This window comes from Psychrobacter sp. H25, assembly GCF_059076335.1.
This window is the reverse complement of the sequence record NZ_JCACRV010000001.1, coordinates 378,141-395,973: the sequence shown is the minus strand read 5'-3', so window position 1 is coordinate 395,973 and position 17,833 is coordinate 378,141. Positions and strand designations below refer to the sequence as shown.

General features: G+C 42.9%; 12 protein-coding genes. 10 read left to right on the top strand and 2 right to left on the bottom strand.

Features of this window, described 5'->3' with window-relative positions:
* Positions 1–290 precede the first annotated feature (290 nt).
* From ahcY to AC5JPO_RS01555, 9 genes are all read left to right on the top strand, one after another.
* Positions 291–1,715, top strand: a complete 1,425-nt coding sequence (ahcY, locus tag AC5JPO_RS01595; RefSeq protein WP_493843076.1) for an adenosylhomocysteinase — start codon at positions 291–293, stop codon at positions 1,713–1,715.
* Positions 1,699–2,580: a methylenetetrahydrofolate reductase gene (locus AC5JPO_RS01590; RefSeq protein WP_493843075.1), complete on the top strand. Its 882-nt coding sequence runs from the start codon at positions 1,699–1,701 to the stop codon at positions 2,578–2,580. The genes ahcY and AC5JPO_RS01590 overlap by 17 nt, the downstream gene beginning before the upstream one ends.
* A 302-nt stretch (positions 2,581–2,882) precedes the next feature.
* Positions 2,883–3,752, top strand: a complete 870-nt coding sequence (locus AC5JPO_RS01585; RefSeq protein WP_493843074.1) for a 16S rRNA (uracil(1498)-N(3))-methyltransferase — start codon at positions 2,883–2,885, stop codon at positions 3,750–3,752.
* A 155-nt stretch (positions 3,753–3,907) separates the two neighbouring features.
* Positions 3,908–5,620, top strand: a complete 1,713-nt coding sequence (locus AC5JPO_RS01580; protein WP_493843073.1) for a putative bifunctional diguanylate cyclase/phosphodiesterase — start codon at positions 3,908–3,910, stop codon at positions 5,618–5,620.
* A gap of 461 nt (positions 5,621–6,081) precedes the next feature.
* Positions 6,082–7,875, top strand: coding sequence for an acyl-CoA dehydrogenase C-terminal domain-containing protein (locus AC5JPO_RS01575; RefSeq protein ID WP_493851910.1), 1,794 nt, complete (start codon positions 6,082–6,084; stop codon positions 7,873–7,875).
* 375 nt (positions 7,876–8,250) lie between these two features.
* Positions 8,251–10,035: an acyl-CoA dehydrogenase C-terminal domain-containing protein gene (locus AC5JPO_RS01570; protein ID WP_493843071.1), complete on the top strand. Its 1,785-nt coding sequence runs from the start codon at positions 8,251–8,253 to the stop codon at positions 10,033–10,035.
* A gap of 259 nt (positions 10,036–10,294) precedes the next feature.
* Entirely contained in the window at positions 10,295–12,736 is a 2,442-nt protein-coding gene (locus AC5JPO_RS01565) for a site-specific recombinase (RefSeq protein ID WP_493843070.1), read from the top strand.
* Between the two features lie 498 nt (positions 12,737–13,234).
* Positions 13,235–14,014 carry a transglutaminase-like domain-containing protein gene (locus AC5JPO_RS01560; RefSeq protein WP_493843069.1) on the top strand — a complete coding sequence of 260 codons (780 nt, stop codon included), beginning with the start codon at positions 13,235–13,237 and terminating at the stop codon, positions 14,012–14,014.
* A gap of 293 nt (positions 14,015–14,307) precedes the next feature.
* Positions 14,308–14,751: a hypothetical protein gene (locus tag AC5JPO_RS01555; protein ID WP_493851920.1), complete on the top strand. Its 444-nt coding sequence runs from the start codon at positions 14,308–14,310 to the stop codon at positions 14,749–14,751.
* A 115-nt stretch (positions 14,752–14,866) separates the two neighbouring features.
* Here AC5JPO_RS01555 and AC5JPO_RS01550 read toward each other — a convergent pair whose 3' ends face one another.
* Positions 14,867–15,694, bottom strand: coding sequence for a symmetrical bis(5'-nucleosyl)-tetraphosphatase (locus AC5JPO_RS01550; RefSeq protein ID WP_493843067.1), 828 nt, complete (start codon positions 15,692–15,694; stop codon positions 14,867–14,869).
* Between the two features lie 76 nt (positions 15,695–15,770).
* Positions 15,771–16,634, bottom strand: a complete 864-nt coding sequence (gene rsmA, locus AC5JPO_RS01545) for a 16S rRNA (adenine(1518)-N(6)/adenine(1519)-N(6))-dimethyltransferase RsmA (protein WP_319051945.1) — start codon at positions 16,632–16,634, stop codon at positions 15,771–15,773.
* A gap of 639 nt (positions 16,635–17,273) precedes the next feature.
* Here rsmA and AC5JPO_RS01540 point away from each other — a divergent pair.
* Positions 17,274–17,762, top strand: coding sequence for a hypothetical protein (locus AC5JPO_RS01540; protein WP_493843066.1), 489 nt, complete (start codon positions 17,274–17,276; stop codon positions 17,760–17,762).
* The last annotated feature ends 71 nt before the right edge of the window (positions 17,763–17,833 follow it).

The following is a 17,833-nucleotide window of genomic DNA, read 5'->3' as shown; positions in this document are numbered from 1 at the left end:
CTTTTTTTATACCTATGAAAAGTATACGGAGGCTTATGCCATGACTGCCTATCATTTATCTCAGTCAATAGGTGACAATTAACCACTCATCTATTACAATAACGACCTCCGAGAGGTGTTGCGCCATAATAGTGATTTACTGCATTAATATTCTAAAGTTATGCAATCACAGGTTATGTTAGGCTCGGTTAACTGTCGAGAGACCATATTTTTAGTCGCTCACAGCGCAAACAACGGCACCTGCGTTTTTATTCTTTTTATCATTCGTTAACCACTGATAGGAGCATATTATGGACGCAGTGTCTACTACACCATCTGCCCATACGATCGATCCCTCTTTCACTGACTATAAAGTCGCTGACATTAGCCTTGCTGATTACGGCCGCCGTGAAATCACGCTAGCCGAAGCCGAAATGCCTGCCCTAATGGGTTTGCGTCGTCGCTACGAAGCAGACCAGCCGCTTAAAGGCGCGAAAATCGCTGGCTGTATCCACATGACCATCCAAACGGCTGTCCTTATCGAGACACTAGTCGCGCTAGGTGCTGAAGTACGCTGGACATCATGTAACATCTTCTCAACTCAAGACCATGCTGCTGCGGCTATCGCTGCTGCTGGTATCTCTGTCTATGCTTGGAAAGGCGAAACAGAAGAAGAGTATGAATGGTGCCTACGTCAGCAAGTACATGTTGGCGGCGAAGCGTCAGGTCAGCTTTGGGACGCCAACTTAATCTTGGATGATGGTGGTGATTTGACCGCTCTTATCCATGATGATTATGCTGAGCTTCTTGATAACATCCATGGTATCTCAGAAGAGACCACCACTGGTGTACATCGTCTGGTTGAAATGCTTGGCAACGGCACACTCAAAGTACCTGCCATCAACGTCAACGATGCAGTTACCAAGTCTAAAAATGATAACAAATACGGCTGCCGCCATAGCTTAAACGATGCTATTAAACGCGCTACCGACATGTTCCTTGCTGGTCGCCGCGCTTTGGTTATCGGTTACGGCGATGTAGGTAAAGGCTCTACGCAGAGCTTACGCCAAGAAGGCATGATCGTACGTGTCTCAGAAGTTGATCCTATCTGTGCCATGCAGGCATGTATGGACGGCTTTGAAGTATTATCACCATACATCGACGGTGACAACACTGGCGGCGCAGACAACATCAACAAACGCTTGCTTGAAGACACTGACATGATCGTCACAACCACTGGTAACTACCATGTTTGTGATCGTCATATGCTAGCAGCCCTAAAACCTGGTGCTGTTGTATGTAACATCGGTCATTTCGATACCGAAATCGACACTCAGTTTATGCGTGACAACTGGCGCTGGGTTGAGATCAAACCACAAGTGCATCAAATCTTCCGCTCAGATGACGAAAACGATTATTTGATCTTGCTTGCTGAAGGTCGCCTAGTAAACTTAGGTAATGCTACTGGTCACCCATCACGCGTAATGGACGGCTCATTTGCCAACCAAGTATTGGCTCAAATGTACTTGTTCGAAGAAAAGTTCGCTGATCTGCCCACTGATGAGCGTTTTGACAATTTATATGTCAAAGTATTGCCTAAGAAGCTGGACGAAGAAGTAGCCGCTGCTATGGTTGCAGGTTTTAACGGTACCCTAACTAAGCTGACCGAAAAGCAAGCTGAGTATTTGGGTGTGCCCGTTGAAGGCCCGTTCAAGCCTGATGCTTATAAATACTAAAAGGAGCCTGACTGTGAGTAAGCCTGCTTTCTCCTTTGAGTTCTTTCCTGCAAAAACCGAGCTGGGTCACGAAAAGCTTCTCAGAACTTATGATGAGTTGAATACGCTGTCACCAGCGTATTTTTCAGTGACCTACGGTGCTGGTGGTTCGACCCGCAACCGTACCTTAGATATCGTAAAAGCACTAAGCGCACGCGGAGATACCGAAATTGCGCCGCACATGTCTTGTATCGGTGACGACAAGTCTGAGATCGCTGAATTGCTTGAGTTTTACAAAAGCTTAGGGATCAGACGTCTTGTCGCATTGCGTGGCGACTTGCCATCAGGTCAGGTGGGCATGGGTGAGCTACCATTTGCGGTAGATTTGGTAAAGTACATTCGTGAGCATTCAGGGGATCACTTCCATATCGAAGTGGCTTCCTACCCTGAGATGCACCCACAAGCGCGTAGCTTTGAGTTTGATATCGATAATCTGGTAAATAAATACCAAGCTGGTGCCAATGCGTCGATTACGCAGTTCTTTTATAATGCAGACAGCTATTTATATCTGCGTGACACACTAGAGAAACGTGGTATCAATACCAACGCACAGCCATTGGTGGCTGGTATTATGCCAATCACCAACTCTAGCAATCTGATACGCTTTGCTGATAGCTGTGGTGCTGATATTCCACGCTATGTACGTAAACGCTTGGCTGACTTCGGCGACGACAACAAAGCCATCCGTGAGTTTGGGTTTGATGTGGTATATCGCTTATGTGAGCGCTTGATTAGCGAGGGTGTGCCAGCCATGCATTTTTATAGCATGAACAAAGTTGAGCCAAACAAACGCTTGGTTGAAGCACTAGGCCTAACTGCTGAGTAAAATCAACTGCTTAGTTGTTGATATTTAAGTACAAATCTAATTGATTGATCGTTAACTGGCGCTCTTAGGAGTGCCAGTTTTTTATTGGAAAAATTTTGGACTATTACCTTTTATATTTTATAGGATACACTTTATCTTAATTATTTTTTTATTTTTCCTTCACTGTGCGATAGTATTGTCTATATACCGAGTGGCTGCATTAAACAATAATTATCATAAAAGCCATGCCTTTAGGTGTCTCAAGTGATATTCTATGGACCCGATAATAAACGCTCCCAATCAAACAATAGGAATAAGACCTCGTGCGACGTTTTTTTTATACCATTGATAGTGACAACGCCGATGCCCCGCTACTGCCTAAACTGAGTGAACTGTCTCAGGGTAGCGATATTGAATTACCAGACAGTATCATTCATCACTGGTGCCGAGTTCTGCGTGCCAATGTCGGTGATCAGGGCATCTTGTTTGACGGATTTGGTGGTGAGTATCAGGTACAGCTACAGACAATCAGTAAGAAGAAAGCAACTGCTACCTTACTCTCTCACTTTAACGAAGATCGCACGGCACCTATCATCAGCAAGATTGGGTTGGTGATGAGTCGCGGCGAACGTATGGATTACGCCATTCAAAAAGCAACAGAGCTTGGTGTAACTGCCATACAACTGCTCAGCAGCCATCATGGTGAAGTTAATTTAAAGCCTGCACAAGTTGAAAAAAAGCTGGCACATTGGCAACAAGTGGCCATAGCAGCCTGTGAGCAGTGCGGTCTCAACCGCCCGCCACTTATCCTGGCTCCATTGTCTATTCGTGACTGGCTAGCCCCTACTGAATCCTCAAACAACAAGACAGCAGTCAGCCCTATTGTCTCTACACTCAGTAAAGACAAGTACTATCAAGTACTTGAGAGCACAGCAGATTTACGGTTGCAAATGAGTGTACCGGCAGCAGGTCAACCTGCCAAACCAGAGATACTGGAAACTGTACTTAAACAAGAGACACCCTATATTGAACTATTGATTGGTCCTGAAGGTGGGCTTAGCGATGATGAGTGCCAAAAAGCGGAGTCAGTAGGTTTTGCCCCTTGGCAAATCGGTACTCGAGTGTTGCGTACCGAGACCGTACCTGTCGTCGCTTTGACGACCTTACTCGCCTTGTATAGTTATAATAAATAATCAATAATGATAGTCATTATCTTTTAATTCATGATTAAAGTACAACTTTTGTTTTATATTGTGTAGAATTAAAAGTGATCTTAGCTCAATTTTAGTCAGTTGAATCACAGTCTTTATTTGTTTCTATGAGTCATTATCTTTTGTGAGACATTATTATGAGCAATTTTGACCCTATCCCAGTATCGATTAAACAGCAATTAATGACCGAACTGTGTGAGCAGATAGACGATGCCATATTTATATTGGATGGCAATTTGCGTTATCTCACGGTTAATGCTAGTTATGAGCTCCTGATTGGTTACAAAGAATCATTTTTGGTTGGTCGTCCACTTGGTATTTACGCTGCTGAATTTTTGTCAGAAGAAGAGCAGCTTATTTTAAAAGACATCAAAAGCAATCTAAGCGAGACAGGATTTCATGAGCTTGATTTTTCAATGGCTAATCGCTATGGACAGATGATTGACTGTCATGTGACCTATCGAAAAATCTCTGTCGAGGGTGTGGTATATCATGTTGGCATGCTACGCGACATGTCTTCGGTTGTTAAAGATCAAAAACAAGTTGCGCACTTGCTCAACTACGATCAACTTACCGGATTACCTAACCGTAAGGTGTTTTTGAGTCAGACCAGCGATATTTTATTAGATACTTATCAAGAAGTGGTCATCGTACGTCTCAATATCGACCGTTATCGCAATCTGGCAAACTTATTAGGACCTGATGGTATCAACTCCTTAACAACCAGCTTTGTAGAACGCATTAAGCAACTCGAATTGGCACATTTACGGTGTTTATCTCACTTTGGTGGTGATGATTTTGCATTATTGTTCGAATGCAAAGACGGCAATATGGTACGCCATCAGCTAGATACACTGATGCAAATGTGCGAACTCCCTTTCCCTATGAATGACAGCGCCACAACGGACGCAAATATTTATTGCCATGTTTCAGTGGGCGTCAGTTATTTTCCTAAAAACGATGGTCAAGTAACAGGATTACTGACGAAGGCAGAAAAAGCCTTACAATACGTCAAACAGCATGGCGGTGACGATATTCGCTGGTATGACAAGAGCATTGAAGAGGCAACGGCAGGCAGTCTGCAGTTAGAGGCCGAGCTTAGAGTGGCGACTACTGACGGTCAGTTCGTTCCCTACTATCAGCCAAAATTCTCGTTAGATACGGGTGCCATTACGGGTTTTGAAGCCTTGGTACGCTGGCAACATCCTACACGTGGTCTGCTAAAGCCCATACATTTTATTGACGCTATTCTCACGCACAAGCTATCATTTGAGCTGTTTTCACAGATGGCAAATCAAATCGCCAAACAGTTATCTGAGTGGCAGCAGCAAGGTTTTTGCCAACATATCTGTATCAATGCCGACGCGGCTGAATTTAGCCATCCTGACTTTTTTGATATGGTCAGTGGTCTACTGGTACAGCACAACATTGATGCCTGTCAGCTGCATATTGAAGTGACCGAATCCTCCCTAATTCAGCGCCATGATAACGTCAGGCAGCAGCTCAACTCACTTAAAGAGCTGGGAGTGTGTCTTGCTCTAGATGACTTTGGCACGGGCTATGCGTCTTTGAGTTATTTACAAGAGTATCCATTTGATTTTATCAAAGTCGATAAGAGCTTTATATCCAATATCGAAACGGATCGTACCCAGCATGCGATTGTAAAAGCTATTCTAGATCTAGCCGTTGCTTTAGATATGCAAGTAGTGGCGGAAGGTATCGAAACTGAGCAGCAACGCGATGTGCTCCTAGACATGGGCTGCAAACAGGGGCAAGGTTATTGGTTCAGCAAACCCATCCCTGCTGATGTTGCCACTGAGATGCTGCTCAAACAATATACTACCGAATAATCATATAAATGTTCGTGTCTTAAGACCCTTTTAATTAGCAGTGTTTATTAAACACTGCTTTTTTATTTTATGCCCTATTATCATGGTGTTAATCCTGTCAGTAACATTAGACTCCTATACGGTTGTTATTGATGAGCATTGGTACCTAACGTCGATTGCATAACTGATGCAAGGCGGGTTCATGACTTATCAGTGCTGTGACCAAACTTGTATAATCATCTATGAAAGCCTATCTTTTATAGTGAATTTGTTGGAGCGCATTTAATCTCTTATTGCCCCTAACAATCACTACTCTTTTCAACACTATTTTATGTGATCGACAGCCTGATTGACCTGCTTTGCTGTCTGTCACTTATTTAGATTTTCAGATTGGCTAGGTAAGAACAACGTGCTAGAAAATAGCACAACCGTATGCTTGCTATGAATGATCATCGACTACATTACAAAAAGGACAGGATACCATGCAATATAAAGCCCCTATTCGTGATATGAAATTTGTCATGCATGAGCTTCTAGATAGTACAACTCATTATCAAAATATTGATGATTATGCTCATATTGAAGCAGACATTGTAGATAGCTATCTAGAAACAGCTGCAAGCTTTGCTGAAAACGAGCTATCGCCATTGAACCAAAGCGGCGATGCTGAAGGCTGTCATTTCGAAAATGGCGTCGTGACCACACCAAAAGGCTTCAAAGAAGCTTATAAGCAGTATTGTGAGCTTGGCTTTACCTCATTGACAGCTGAAGAAGAGTTTGGTGGGCAAAATATGCCAATGTCACTAAACTCAGCAATCTCTGAGTTTATGGGTACTGCTAACTGGTCTTTTGGCATGTATCCTGGTCTGTCTGAAGGCTGTATGGCGACTCTAGAGCATCATGGTACTGATGAGCAAAAGCAAAAATACTTACCAAAGTTAATCTCAGGCGAATGGACTGGCGTCATGTGCTTGACTGAGCCTCAGTGTGGTTCAGATTTGAACCAAGTACGTACAAAAGCTGAGCCTAACGATGATGGTGCTTATAACATCAAAGGTAGCAAGATCTGGATCTCAGCTGGTGAGCACGACATGTCTGAGAATATCATTCATATCGTTCTAGCTCGTCTGCCAAATGCACCAGAAGGCACTAAAGGCTTGTCTTTGTTTGTGGTCTCAAAATTCCACGTTAATGATGATGAGAGCTTAGGTGAGCGTAACGAAGTATCATGTGGTTCTATCGAGCACAAGATGGGTATCAAAGCCTCTGCGACTTGTGTCATGAACTATGATGGTGCAACTGGTTACTTAATTGGTGAAGAAAACCGTGGTTTGAACGCGATGTTCACGTTTATGAATGTGGCGCGTATCGGTACTGCCATTCAGGGGGTTACCGCAGCTCAGTTCGCTTTCCAAGGTGGCCTTGCGTTTGCCAATGATCGTTTGGCGTTTCGCTCTTTGAAGGGTGCTAAGGCTCCTGAAAAGCCAGCAGATCCTATTATTGTTCATCCTGCAGTTCGCGATATGTTATTGACTACCAAAGCATTTGCTGAAGGTGGCCGTGCACTTATCGGTTATATGTCTCAGTTTGCTGATATCGTTGCCAAAGGTAATGGCGATGAGCAAAAGTATGCCAATCAGATGCTATCTTTCCTAACGCCTATCGGTAAAGCGTTCTTGACTGAAACAGGTCTAGAAGCAGCAGGTCATGGTGTACAGGTCATGGGTGGTAGTGGCTTCTGTACCGAATATGGTCTAGAGCAAAACGTACGTGATACGACGATTGCTTGTATTTATGAAGGGACAACTCAGATCCAGTCACTTGATTTGATTGGCCGTAAAGTTCTAGGCTCACAAGGCAAGCTACTTGCAAACTTTGTAAAAGTCATTCAAACATTCTGTGAAGACAACAAAGAAAATGACGAGATGGGTCAGTTCATCCGCCCTCTTGCCAAGCACATTAAAGAATGGGGTGATTTGACAGCACGTGTTGGTATGCAAGCTACTGAAAACCCAGATGCTGTCGGCGGCGCGGCTGTTGATTATATGTACTTTAGTGGTTATGTGACCCTAGCTTACCTATGGGCGCGTATGGCACTGGTTGCTCAAACCGCTATTGCAAATGGCACTGGCGAAAAAGCGTTCTATGACGCGAAGATCAAAACAGCTCAGTTCTACTTCGCTAAATTATTACCGCGTACTACGACCCATGTACAACGTATCGGTACTGGTGTTGAGCCGTTCATGAGCATGGATGTTGAACAGTTTGCTTTTTAATTAGACATTAAGCACTACTGACACTGTATTTTATCGGCAACATACCACGGTATGTTGCCGATTTATTTTGTGCATATGCTTATAACTATATAAAAGATAGCCATCAAAAAAATGGTAGTCAGCGTAATTATAATTATGACTATAATCTATACTTGTTAATTAGATACTCTTGATACGTACTGATGGTTTTTAAGGCTTATTTAAACACTACAATAGCTGCCACTAACTTTTGGTGCACGCACTATTCACGAAGAAATACACTAGCATACAAGCTTATTTGTTAAACTTTGAGTATGAATCGCTAAGGTTATATCAAGAGAACAGTTGATAATCTTAACACCTCCAATTTTATTCATTTGAACCAAAGGAATGTTTATGGCTGTTTATAATGCCCCTCTTAATGACATGCGTTTTATTTTAAATGATGTATTTAAAGCGCCACAATTTTGGCAAAATAACGAAAACCTAGCTCATGTCGATATGGAAACTGTCGATATGATTTTAGAAGAAATGGGAAAACTGTCAAAGAATATTCTACTGCCTATCAACCGTAGCGGTGATGAAGAAGGCGCAACCTTTGAGGGTGACGGCGTTGTTACGACCCCAACAGGTTTCAAAGATGCCTATAAACAGTATGCTGAGTCAGGTTGGGTTGGGTTAAGTGGTAACGCTGAATACGGCGGTCAAGGCTTCCCAAAAATGGTAACCATGCTTACTGAAGAAATGGTTTTCACGGCAAACCAATCGTTTGCACTGTATCCAAATCTGACCGTTGGTGCGACGCTTTGCTTGAACGCTGCTGGTTCTGAAGAACAAAAACAGACTTATCTAGAAAAAATGTACAACGGTGAGTGGTCAGGTACTATGTGCTTGACTGAGCCACATGCCGGTACAGATTTGGGTATTATCAAGACCAAAGCCGTTCCTAACGATGATGGTAGCTTTGGCATCTCTGGTACCAAAATCTTCATCACTGGTGGTGAGCATGATCTTACTGATAACATTATTCACCTAGTATTAGCAAAGACACCAAATGCGCCAGAAGGCTCAAAAGGTATCTCACTATTTGTCGTACCAAAGTTTTTGGTTAATACCGATGGTAGCTTGGGCGAGCGCAACACGCTAGCTGTAGGTTCTATCGAGCACAAAATGGGTATCAAGGCTTCTGCGACTTGTGTTATGAACTTTGATAATGCTAAAGGCTGGATGGTTGGTGCAGAAAACACTGGTCTGTCTTCTATGTTTATCATGATGAACTACGAGCGCGTCACGATGGGCCTACAAGGCCTTGGTGGTTCTGAGCTTGCTTATCAGAATGCTGCTTTATATGCTAACGATCGCGGTCAAGGCCGTAGTGATACGCAGCTACAAAGCCCAGAAAAACCAGCCGATGCTATTATCCATCATGCAGACGTGCGCCGCATGCTCTTGAATGCCAAAGTAAACAATGAAGCTTCACGTTGTTTTGCTATGTACGTTGCCAAAAATCTTGATGAAGAGAAATTTAGTACTGACCCTGAATCAGCAAAAGCGGCTTCTGCTCGTGTCGCTCTATTAACCCCTGTTGCCAAAGCGTTCTTAACTGATAAGGCGTTAGAAGCAACCGTTGATTGTCAGCAAGTCTTTGGTGGTCATGGCTATATTCGCGAATGGGGTATGGAGCAGATCGTTCGTGATACGCGTATTGCTCAGATTTATGAAGGGACTAACGGTATTCAGGCACTTGACCTATTGGGTCGTAAAGTTGCTCGTAACAATGGTAAGTACGTCACAAACTTCTTAGAAGAAATTCGTGACTTTGTGAATAACATGCAAGCAGATCACGCTATCAAGCAAGCCACTCTAGATGCAGCAGATACTATTGAAGAGCTAACCAAAACGGTTCTTAGCAATATTGGCGAACGCAAAAATGAAATCAACGGCTGTGCTGTTGACTACATGCATGCTTTTGGCTACCTAGCCTACTCTTACATGTTTGCACTGATGGTCGAAGCTGCCAATGGTCAAGAAGGCGAGTTCTATACCAACAAAGCTAAGCTTGCTGACTATTTCGTTGGTCGTGTCCTACCACGTATCAGTGCTCACGCACAGATGGTCAAAGCTGGCAGTGATCCAATGATGAACTTTGATCTTGGCTATTTTGATGTTCCTGCGAGCTAAATAGTCACCTTGAATACTTTATAATTCTTTGATAAAAAGGACAGTCTCGTTACTGTCCTTTTTTTTGTCAAAATAAATCCTAACAAAATAATTCACTATCGATGCGCCGTTACGATTAAAATAACGCAAGACAAGGTGTCGCTACGCAAAATTAAAATCTCCTAAATCTAATAAAGTCATTGCTACTCATTATGTGATGCATAGTGTCAAAGTATTAAATAATAAAAGTGATAGAAACAACTACAATAAAGGGTGCGACGTGTCAGAATTAAAACGCATTTTACAACAGATTACTGCCCTAAGTGATGTACCTGATGCTACGGTGCTCAAACGCTTAATCGATGAACTGCGAGTCAGTGATAAAGAACCGGCTTTAGCGAACGAAAATATCCAAGCCCTTATTGATATCTTGCATCAGCATCCAGAATACGGCGATGGTCTCTCTAGCTTTGTGCTAAAACTGATTATCCAATACCGTCAAATCGCACTGTATACCGATACTGGCATCATGTCAGATCAAGGATTCTTTAATAGCTTAAGACGATTGGTTGGTCATCGTTTTTTGCCAATACTACCTCAAGATGACTCTGTCGTCGAATTGATTGGTTATCTATTCGACAAGCGTACTGATGAGCGCTGGCTTGCCAATATTGAGGCAGATAAATGGGATGAACTGGTAGAGCTTATCAGAGTAGAAGAAAAGCACTTAGATTTGGTCGCCACGGCAAAAAACAGTATTTTAAACGCGATCATTATTTTGTCTTATCGTATTAGTGGACTTGGCTTGCATCCTGATTTGATGGACTCCTACCCGCAAATGCTCAACTACTCTGCTTCTTTTGTGGCTCAAAACCAAGAAGCCGTACTCTTTGTCAATCAATACAGACAAGCACATGAGCTCGACACTTTAACCGACATAACCCCTGAACATGCAGTTGATCCGGCGCCATTGTTAGTCATGATTGAGCAATGTGAAGATATTGTTGCCACTATCCGCAAACGTATCTACAAGACAGGTATCTCCATTCGCCTGACCAATATGATGCTGCGTTTGGACCAAAGCTTACAGCGCATGCGTATTTTGACAGAGCTCGTCACAGACGATCACCAAAGACGAGATCGCGCCGTCATCGAGTTGATACAGACGCTAATTACTACTGCCAGACAGCGCTATAGTATTGGCTATTTGATTGATAATAATACCAAGCTACTCTCACGCAAGGTCACCGAGAACGCCAGCCGCGTGGGTGAGCATTACATCAGTACCGATAAATCTGGTTATCAAAAAATGTTCAAAAAAGCCTCTATTGGTGGCTTTTTCATTGCATTTATGGCCACCATCAAGATATTGGCTTACCATTTGGCACTCGCCCCTATGGGACGGGCGTTTATCAACAGTATGATTTATGGTTTGGGTTTTGTATTTATTCATATCATTCGTGGCACAGTAGCGACAAAACAGCCCGCTATGACGGCTGCTGCTATCGCCTCTACGATATCTGAAGGCTCTGGAAAAAAATCTCATCAGCTAACCAAGCTATCAGAATTGGTTGTTGATATTTTGCGGACTCAGTTTGTTGCTATCATGGGTAACGTGATGTTGGCTGTGCCTGTGGCACTTATTATTTCCTTCGCCTGGTTACAGTACACAGGCGCGCCAATGATTGATTCAGAAAAAGCTGGTCACTTACTACACGATCTAGACCCGTTTCGCTCGCTAGCGCTCCCCCACGCTGCCATCGCTGGTGTATATCTGTTCTTATCTGGTCTCATTGCAGGCTACTATGACAATCTAGCAGTGTATAACCATGTAGGTGCACGTATACAGCGTCATAGGTTCTTAAAATATATATTGCCTCAATCATGGCTTAAACGTTTGGGCGGCTTTATAGAAGCCAATCTGGGCGCTATTATGGGCAACTTTTTATTCGGGGTGTTCTTGGGTAGTACGGCAACTATTGGCTATATCTTCGGCTTACCTATTGATATTCGCCATATTGCTTTTGCCTCGGCCAACTTGGCACATGGACTTTTCAATATATCTGCTGATGAAATAAACTGGAGCCTCATTCTAATTTCTATACTTGGCGTAGCACTTATCGGTATGGTCAACCTCATAGTCAGCTTTTCACTGGCTCTGTTTGTTGCCCTACGCTCTAAAGAAGTGCGGTTTTTTGAGTGGAGTCGCCTCACAAAACTGGTGTTCGGTCACATCATTAGCCACCCTTCTGACTTCTTTTGGCCTCGTGATAAGCCGATGGACTATGCACGTATCGATAGCCAAGGGCACATGATATTTGACGATACCTCAGCACAAAAGAACGGAAAGGCAATACCAAGCAATTATGTGGTTCGCCGATTATCTGATGTCAGAATACTACCTGAGTCTAAGCAAAATGAAGCTCAAAACTCAAAGACAAGTACAGACATATATTATGAAAGCCAACCAGAAGGTGATCATACTCAGCCTCACAACTCTCCAAAAAAAGTCGTGGATCTAGATGATGGTTTGACTGATGAAGAGCTGAACAATGCTCCTTATACCGATGATATTCAGTATGATAAGACGACTAAAACAATAAGCGCCATCGATAGCGATAACCTCGATGAAGAATATCATGCTGATCCTGATGATAAGCCGACTGGCGATGCCAAAACCCCTTTGCCAAAACCGAAAAAACCACCGAAACTACCCAATTAGAGTGGCAGTTTCGATGGCTAGATACTTGGTAAATAACTGGTTTTAAAGCCATAGTGTTCATAACGTTCGTTATGAGCACTATGGCAGTATTGAGTCAAGCACTAGTAGACACAAACAAGCCAAAAAATAGCAGTGCATAGGATGTAGGATATTGACCTGGCAACCCTTGTACGGTTGATACTTCGAGCATAGCGCTCGCTTTGCAACGCTAAGTCCATAACTAATCAATTTTTGATGCGTTTCAGGTTTAATAAAGCCCGTCTGCATAGTGCTATAGTCATATCTTACCTTTTGAGATTGAAAAACGGTACTATGATAATTCAACTCTGTGAGGCATTGCTGCATAACTTAAGTACGCCAATCTCTGATATACAAAACAGTTCATCTCAAAATATTTTGGTTTCAATAGACCTGCGCAGCTTAGGCCTCGCCTCGTATCTATTAGAAATCCCACACTGTCCTTAGTCCACCAAACCAACATCCTTAGTGAGTTCAAACATGATCCTGAAACTTGACGTCAAACTTCATTATCGTCTATCCGAGCCGATGGACCTTTTACTTCAGATCGAAGCTGCCGATCTTGTCGATCAACAGGTTCGTTCGACTGAGATTTGGACATCAGACGTTGCTCATTTTTCACGGGTCTCCGCCGATGATGGCATAGGAGAGCGGATCTGGATTCGCGCAGAAGGAGATTTTAGCTGTACTTACCTCGCAGAAATTGCAGTTGACCGTCCTGCCTTGGACATATCGGTACTGCCCCAAGTGCCTCTCCATCTTTTGCCCGGAGAGACGATCAGACATTTGATGCCATCTCGATATTGCCCATCAGATCAGTTCCAAGCCTTTGTGGATGCTGAGTTTGGCAATCTCGCTGGCGGTGCACGGATTGCGGCGATGCGCGATTGGATCGAGTCGGCGTTTAGCTATGTGCCAGGATCAAGCCACGCTCAGACCACCGCACTTGACAGCTTTGTTCAGCGTCAGGGCGTGTGCCGTGACTTTGCGCATGTTCTTGTGACACTAGCGCGCGCGTCGTCGATACCAGCTAGGTTCGCGAGCGTTTATGCGCCCGATGTGACGCCACAGGACTTTCATGCCGTGGCGGAGGTCTATCTCGGAGGGAGCTGGCATCTTATTGATTCGACTGGTATGGCAGAAGCCGACACGATGGCCCGCATCGGTGTTGGTTCCGACGCGTCTAGCGTCGCGTTCCTAACGGCGTTCGGATCCATGGATTTTGTCAACCAATCAGTATCTGTGACCAGACAAGCTTAGGGGCCTGACCCTAGGCATGCCATGTGGCGTGTTCAAGAATAAGTAAAATCTGCTATAAGCGAGTAATGGCATCGGTGTATTGTTTGTTTCAAGACCAATGCCATTACTCATGTACGATAGAGACTTCACTAAAGTATCTTAGGCTGCTGTCTTTTTGGGACTCATCCCTATTCTTTCTCTAAACCCATTTTCAAAGTCGTATATTTATTCAAAGAGCTATCGGTATCTAATCAGTGTGGATATAGGTGTTGAGTTGCTGACCGTATAACCAAAGATGAATGGATAAAAAACTAATGACTAGTATAGAAAAAAGACTGACCCAAGCAGATATTTTTTACCAAAACGATGAACCAGAGCTGGCTCTTGAGATCTTAAATGAAGTAATTACTGATAGTAATTCAACAGATAGCGAAATAGCTGAGGCTTTAAACCTCAAAGGAATAACCATAGAGCTTGCTCCATATCTTTCTGAAGATAAAGAAAACTACTCTGGACTTATTTATTTCCAAAAAGCTTTGGAATATGCCCCTCACAACACTAGTATTCTATTTAATGTACTCAATTCATTTTCTTGTATAGACATGATGCAAGACTATACTCAAAAAAACAGAAGTGCTTTTATGTGCGCATACGATGTCTTGAATAATGACTTGTATGATTTTTTAAACGAAGAATCCAAAAGTGAGTTGCATAAATTTTCTTCTAAATATCACGAATTTCAAAATGAATGCCTTTAGGGCACACACCAAAAGAGCCAGTTATTTAGCCCTTTAAACGTATTAATGGACCGCTTAAAACAAATCACTTGCCTAGCCCTATATATCAAGATGTTTATAGCCCTCGGTATGATCTTTAGCACCCTGCACCTGAAGTAAGAACCTGTCCATCACCCAGTCTATAAGCTAATAGATAATTACCCCAAACGCAGCCGCCATCAAGCGCGCGTGCATGTGGCAAATCAATCTCACCTTTTAGCGCCGCCCAATGACCAAACAGTATTTTACGCGTGCGCGGCACTTGCCACTCAAACCACGGCAAAAAGTCTTTTGGCATCGGCTCATCTAGTCCAGCGTTAAACTCAAACTCAAGCATCCCACCTTGCTTACACAGTCTCATACGAGTAAGGTAATTGGCGATTGCACGCATCTTGGTAAAACCATTAATACCTGCATGCCACTCATCTGCTTGTTTGCTATAAAGATTGGGTAGTAGTCGATCAAGTTGCTTTAGGCTACCTTGTAGTTGTGCTTCTAGCTGTTTGGCATATCCTGCCGCTGCCTCGATAGTCCAATGCGGCGGAATACCGGCATGTACGAGCACAGTATGCTTATCTGGATAAGCCAACAGCGGCTGCCGACGTAACCATTCAAGCAATTCATCACAGTCATCAGCGGCAAAGATCGGTGCTGTTTTGTCCTTGCTTTTGAGCTTCGCCGCACCGCGCCAAACAGCAATCAAATTGAGATCGTGATTGCCTAACACAGTGGCTGCGGCGCCTTGCTCACATAACGCTTTGACATCGCGTAATGTATTTAATGAGTCCTCGCCTCGCGCCACCAGATCACCCGCAAACCAAAGCTTATCTTGGTCAGGATCAAAATCTAGCGTCTCAAGCAACTGTAGATAAGCCGCATAGCAACCTTGCAAATCACCGATGACATACTGATGGCGAAAACTCATAATACCTCTATGATCTTTATGTGATGATAATTAGCAGTCTATTAACTCAAATCTTTAAGACTCAACCCTCTACCACTTAAACCTCTAAGTTGCGTGCCTGATTGCTTAGGTTCACAAAATCTGTAACGCTCAAGGTCTCAGGACGCGCCTGCGGATCAATACCACAAGCGTCAAAATCGCCTTCACTCAGTGTTGGCAGCAAGGTTGATTTTTTAAATATAGCCCGTAGGGTTTTGCGGCGATGGTTAAAGGTCTCACGTACCACAATAGCAAAATGCTCTTCGTCCTCTGCTACTACGGGTTTGTTAATATGCGGCGTTAGTCGAAATACTGCACTGGTGACTTTTGGCGGTGGGTTAAAGGCACCACGCGGTACTGTTAACAAATAATCGGTATCACAATGATACTGCATGATGACAGACAAACGACCATAGGTTTTGCTACCCACGTCTGCTGTGATACGCTCGACCACTTCTTTTTGTAGCATAAAATGCATGTCTTGAATCACATCGGCGTAGCTGAGTAAGTGAAATAAGATAGGTGTCGAGATGTTATAGGGCAAGTTACCTACTACGCGCAGCTTGCCGCGCACCTCGCTGTACAGCTCACGGTAATCCACATGCATGGCATTGTCTTTGATGATCTCAAAGTTTGGGTGACTGTTAGCCCCAATCCGAATACGCAAGCTGTCTGCCAAGTCGCGATCCAGCTCTACCACTGTCATCGCATCCACTTCTGCTAGCAAAGGCTCAGTCAGTGCGCCCATACCTGGTCCAATTTCGATCAAATTGTCATCACGCTCTAGACGAATGCTTTCAACGATTTCGCGAATCACGCTGGTATCATGCAAGAAGTTTTGACCAAAGCGCTTACGCGGTTGGTGTTTGGCAGCCTTTAAGCTGTTAGAGATAGATTGCGCATCAAATGTAGAGTTGGACATAAAAGAGTCTTAGTGTATAAAAGAGAAATGGGCTATGGCAGCAATGTGCTGGTATTATAATGGCGAATTATACCACAGCTCATAATTAGGGCGTGTTTTTGAGATATTTTATCTATAAGCCATCTAAAATGTAGCACAACTAACATGGCATCTTTTTGTTCTCGAACTATCTAACATAAGACCTGTTATGAGGACAATGGGGTATTACCGTCAAGCTGTCAAGCTGTCAAGCTGTCAAGCTGTCAAGCTGTCAAGCTGTCAAGCTGCATGATTAAACTAACCCCATTCTGTTAGTACGGATTTGACAGCATAGGTCAAATTTTAGGTGGTTAATTTCTTTCGTCAAGATAGCCCAAGCGAAAACATCTAAAAAAGGTAGGGGATGTGGTTAGTGAAGCCTCCAGGATCACACAAGCATCTAACCAGACGATAAATGATTACTATTTAAATGAGAATGGTGCAACTATCCATAGCACTGGTCAGAAAATTAAACCAGGCTCTCAAACAATATATTGGTCTGTTTGGAAATTTACGAACAGAACCGACAAGTCTGGTACTAGAATTGGGAGTCCTACCCCTATATTATCTCCAAAACTAAAAACAAAATTGATAGTTAACTATTTACCTTAGGATAAGCTCATGAGCAAAATTATGGAACTTGACGATTTTGAAATACACTCAGATATTTCTGGTATTGAAGTAGAATATTATGCAATTTACTTTTTTTACTTAATTGAGTGGGCTTATTCAAGAAAGCTGCTCTCAGATGAGTTAGAAACTTATGAGCTTTTTATTGATAATATAAAGCAAGTAAGAAATAAGGAAATAGATTGCTTTGATTTTTTATCAAAACAATTGGACTTTAAGCTTTGTACGAGCTTTTTTAAAGATGATATTGTCATTGAGTTTATTAAACTCTACATAGGTATCGATTATGATCCTCACATTAGGGAACATATGTGGCAAGGGGGTGAATTATGGATTCAAACCGAGTTAATCACGAATACCTATAAACCTATGGAAAGCAAAGCCTTGATGGAAGATATTGATAATACATTTAAGTTATTTTTGGAAATAAATTACCCTGATAAAGTTGGCGATTATTTTCCATTGAAATATAATAGATAATCTATAGCAAGTAGGTTAGATCGAGTTTAGGACTCTTAAAGAATAAGTTGGCTGCAACTATATGTTTAAAA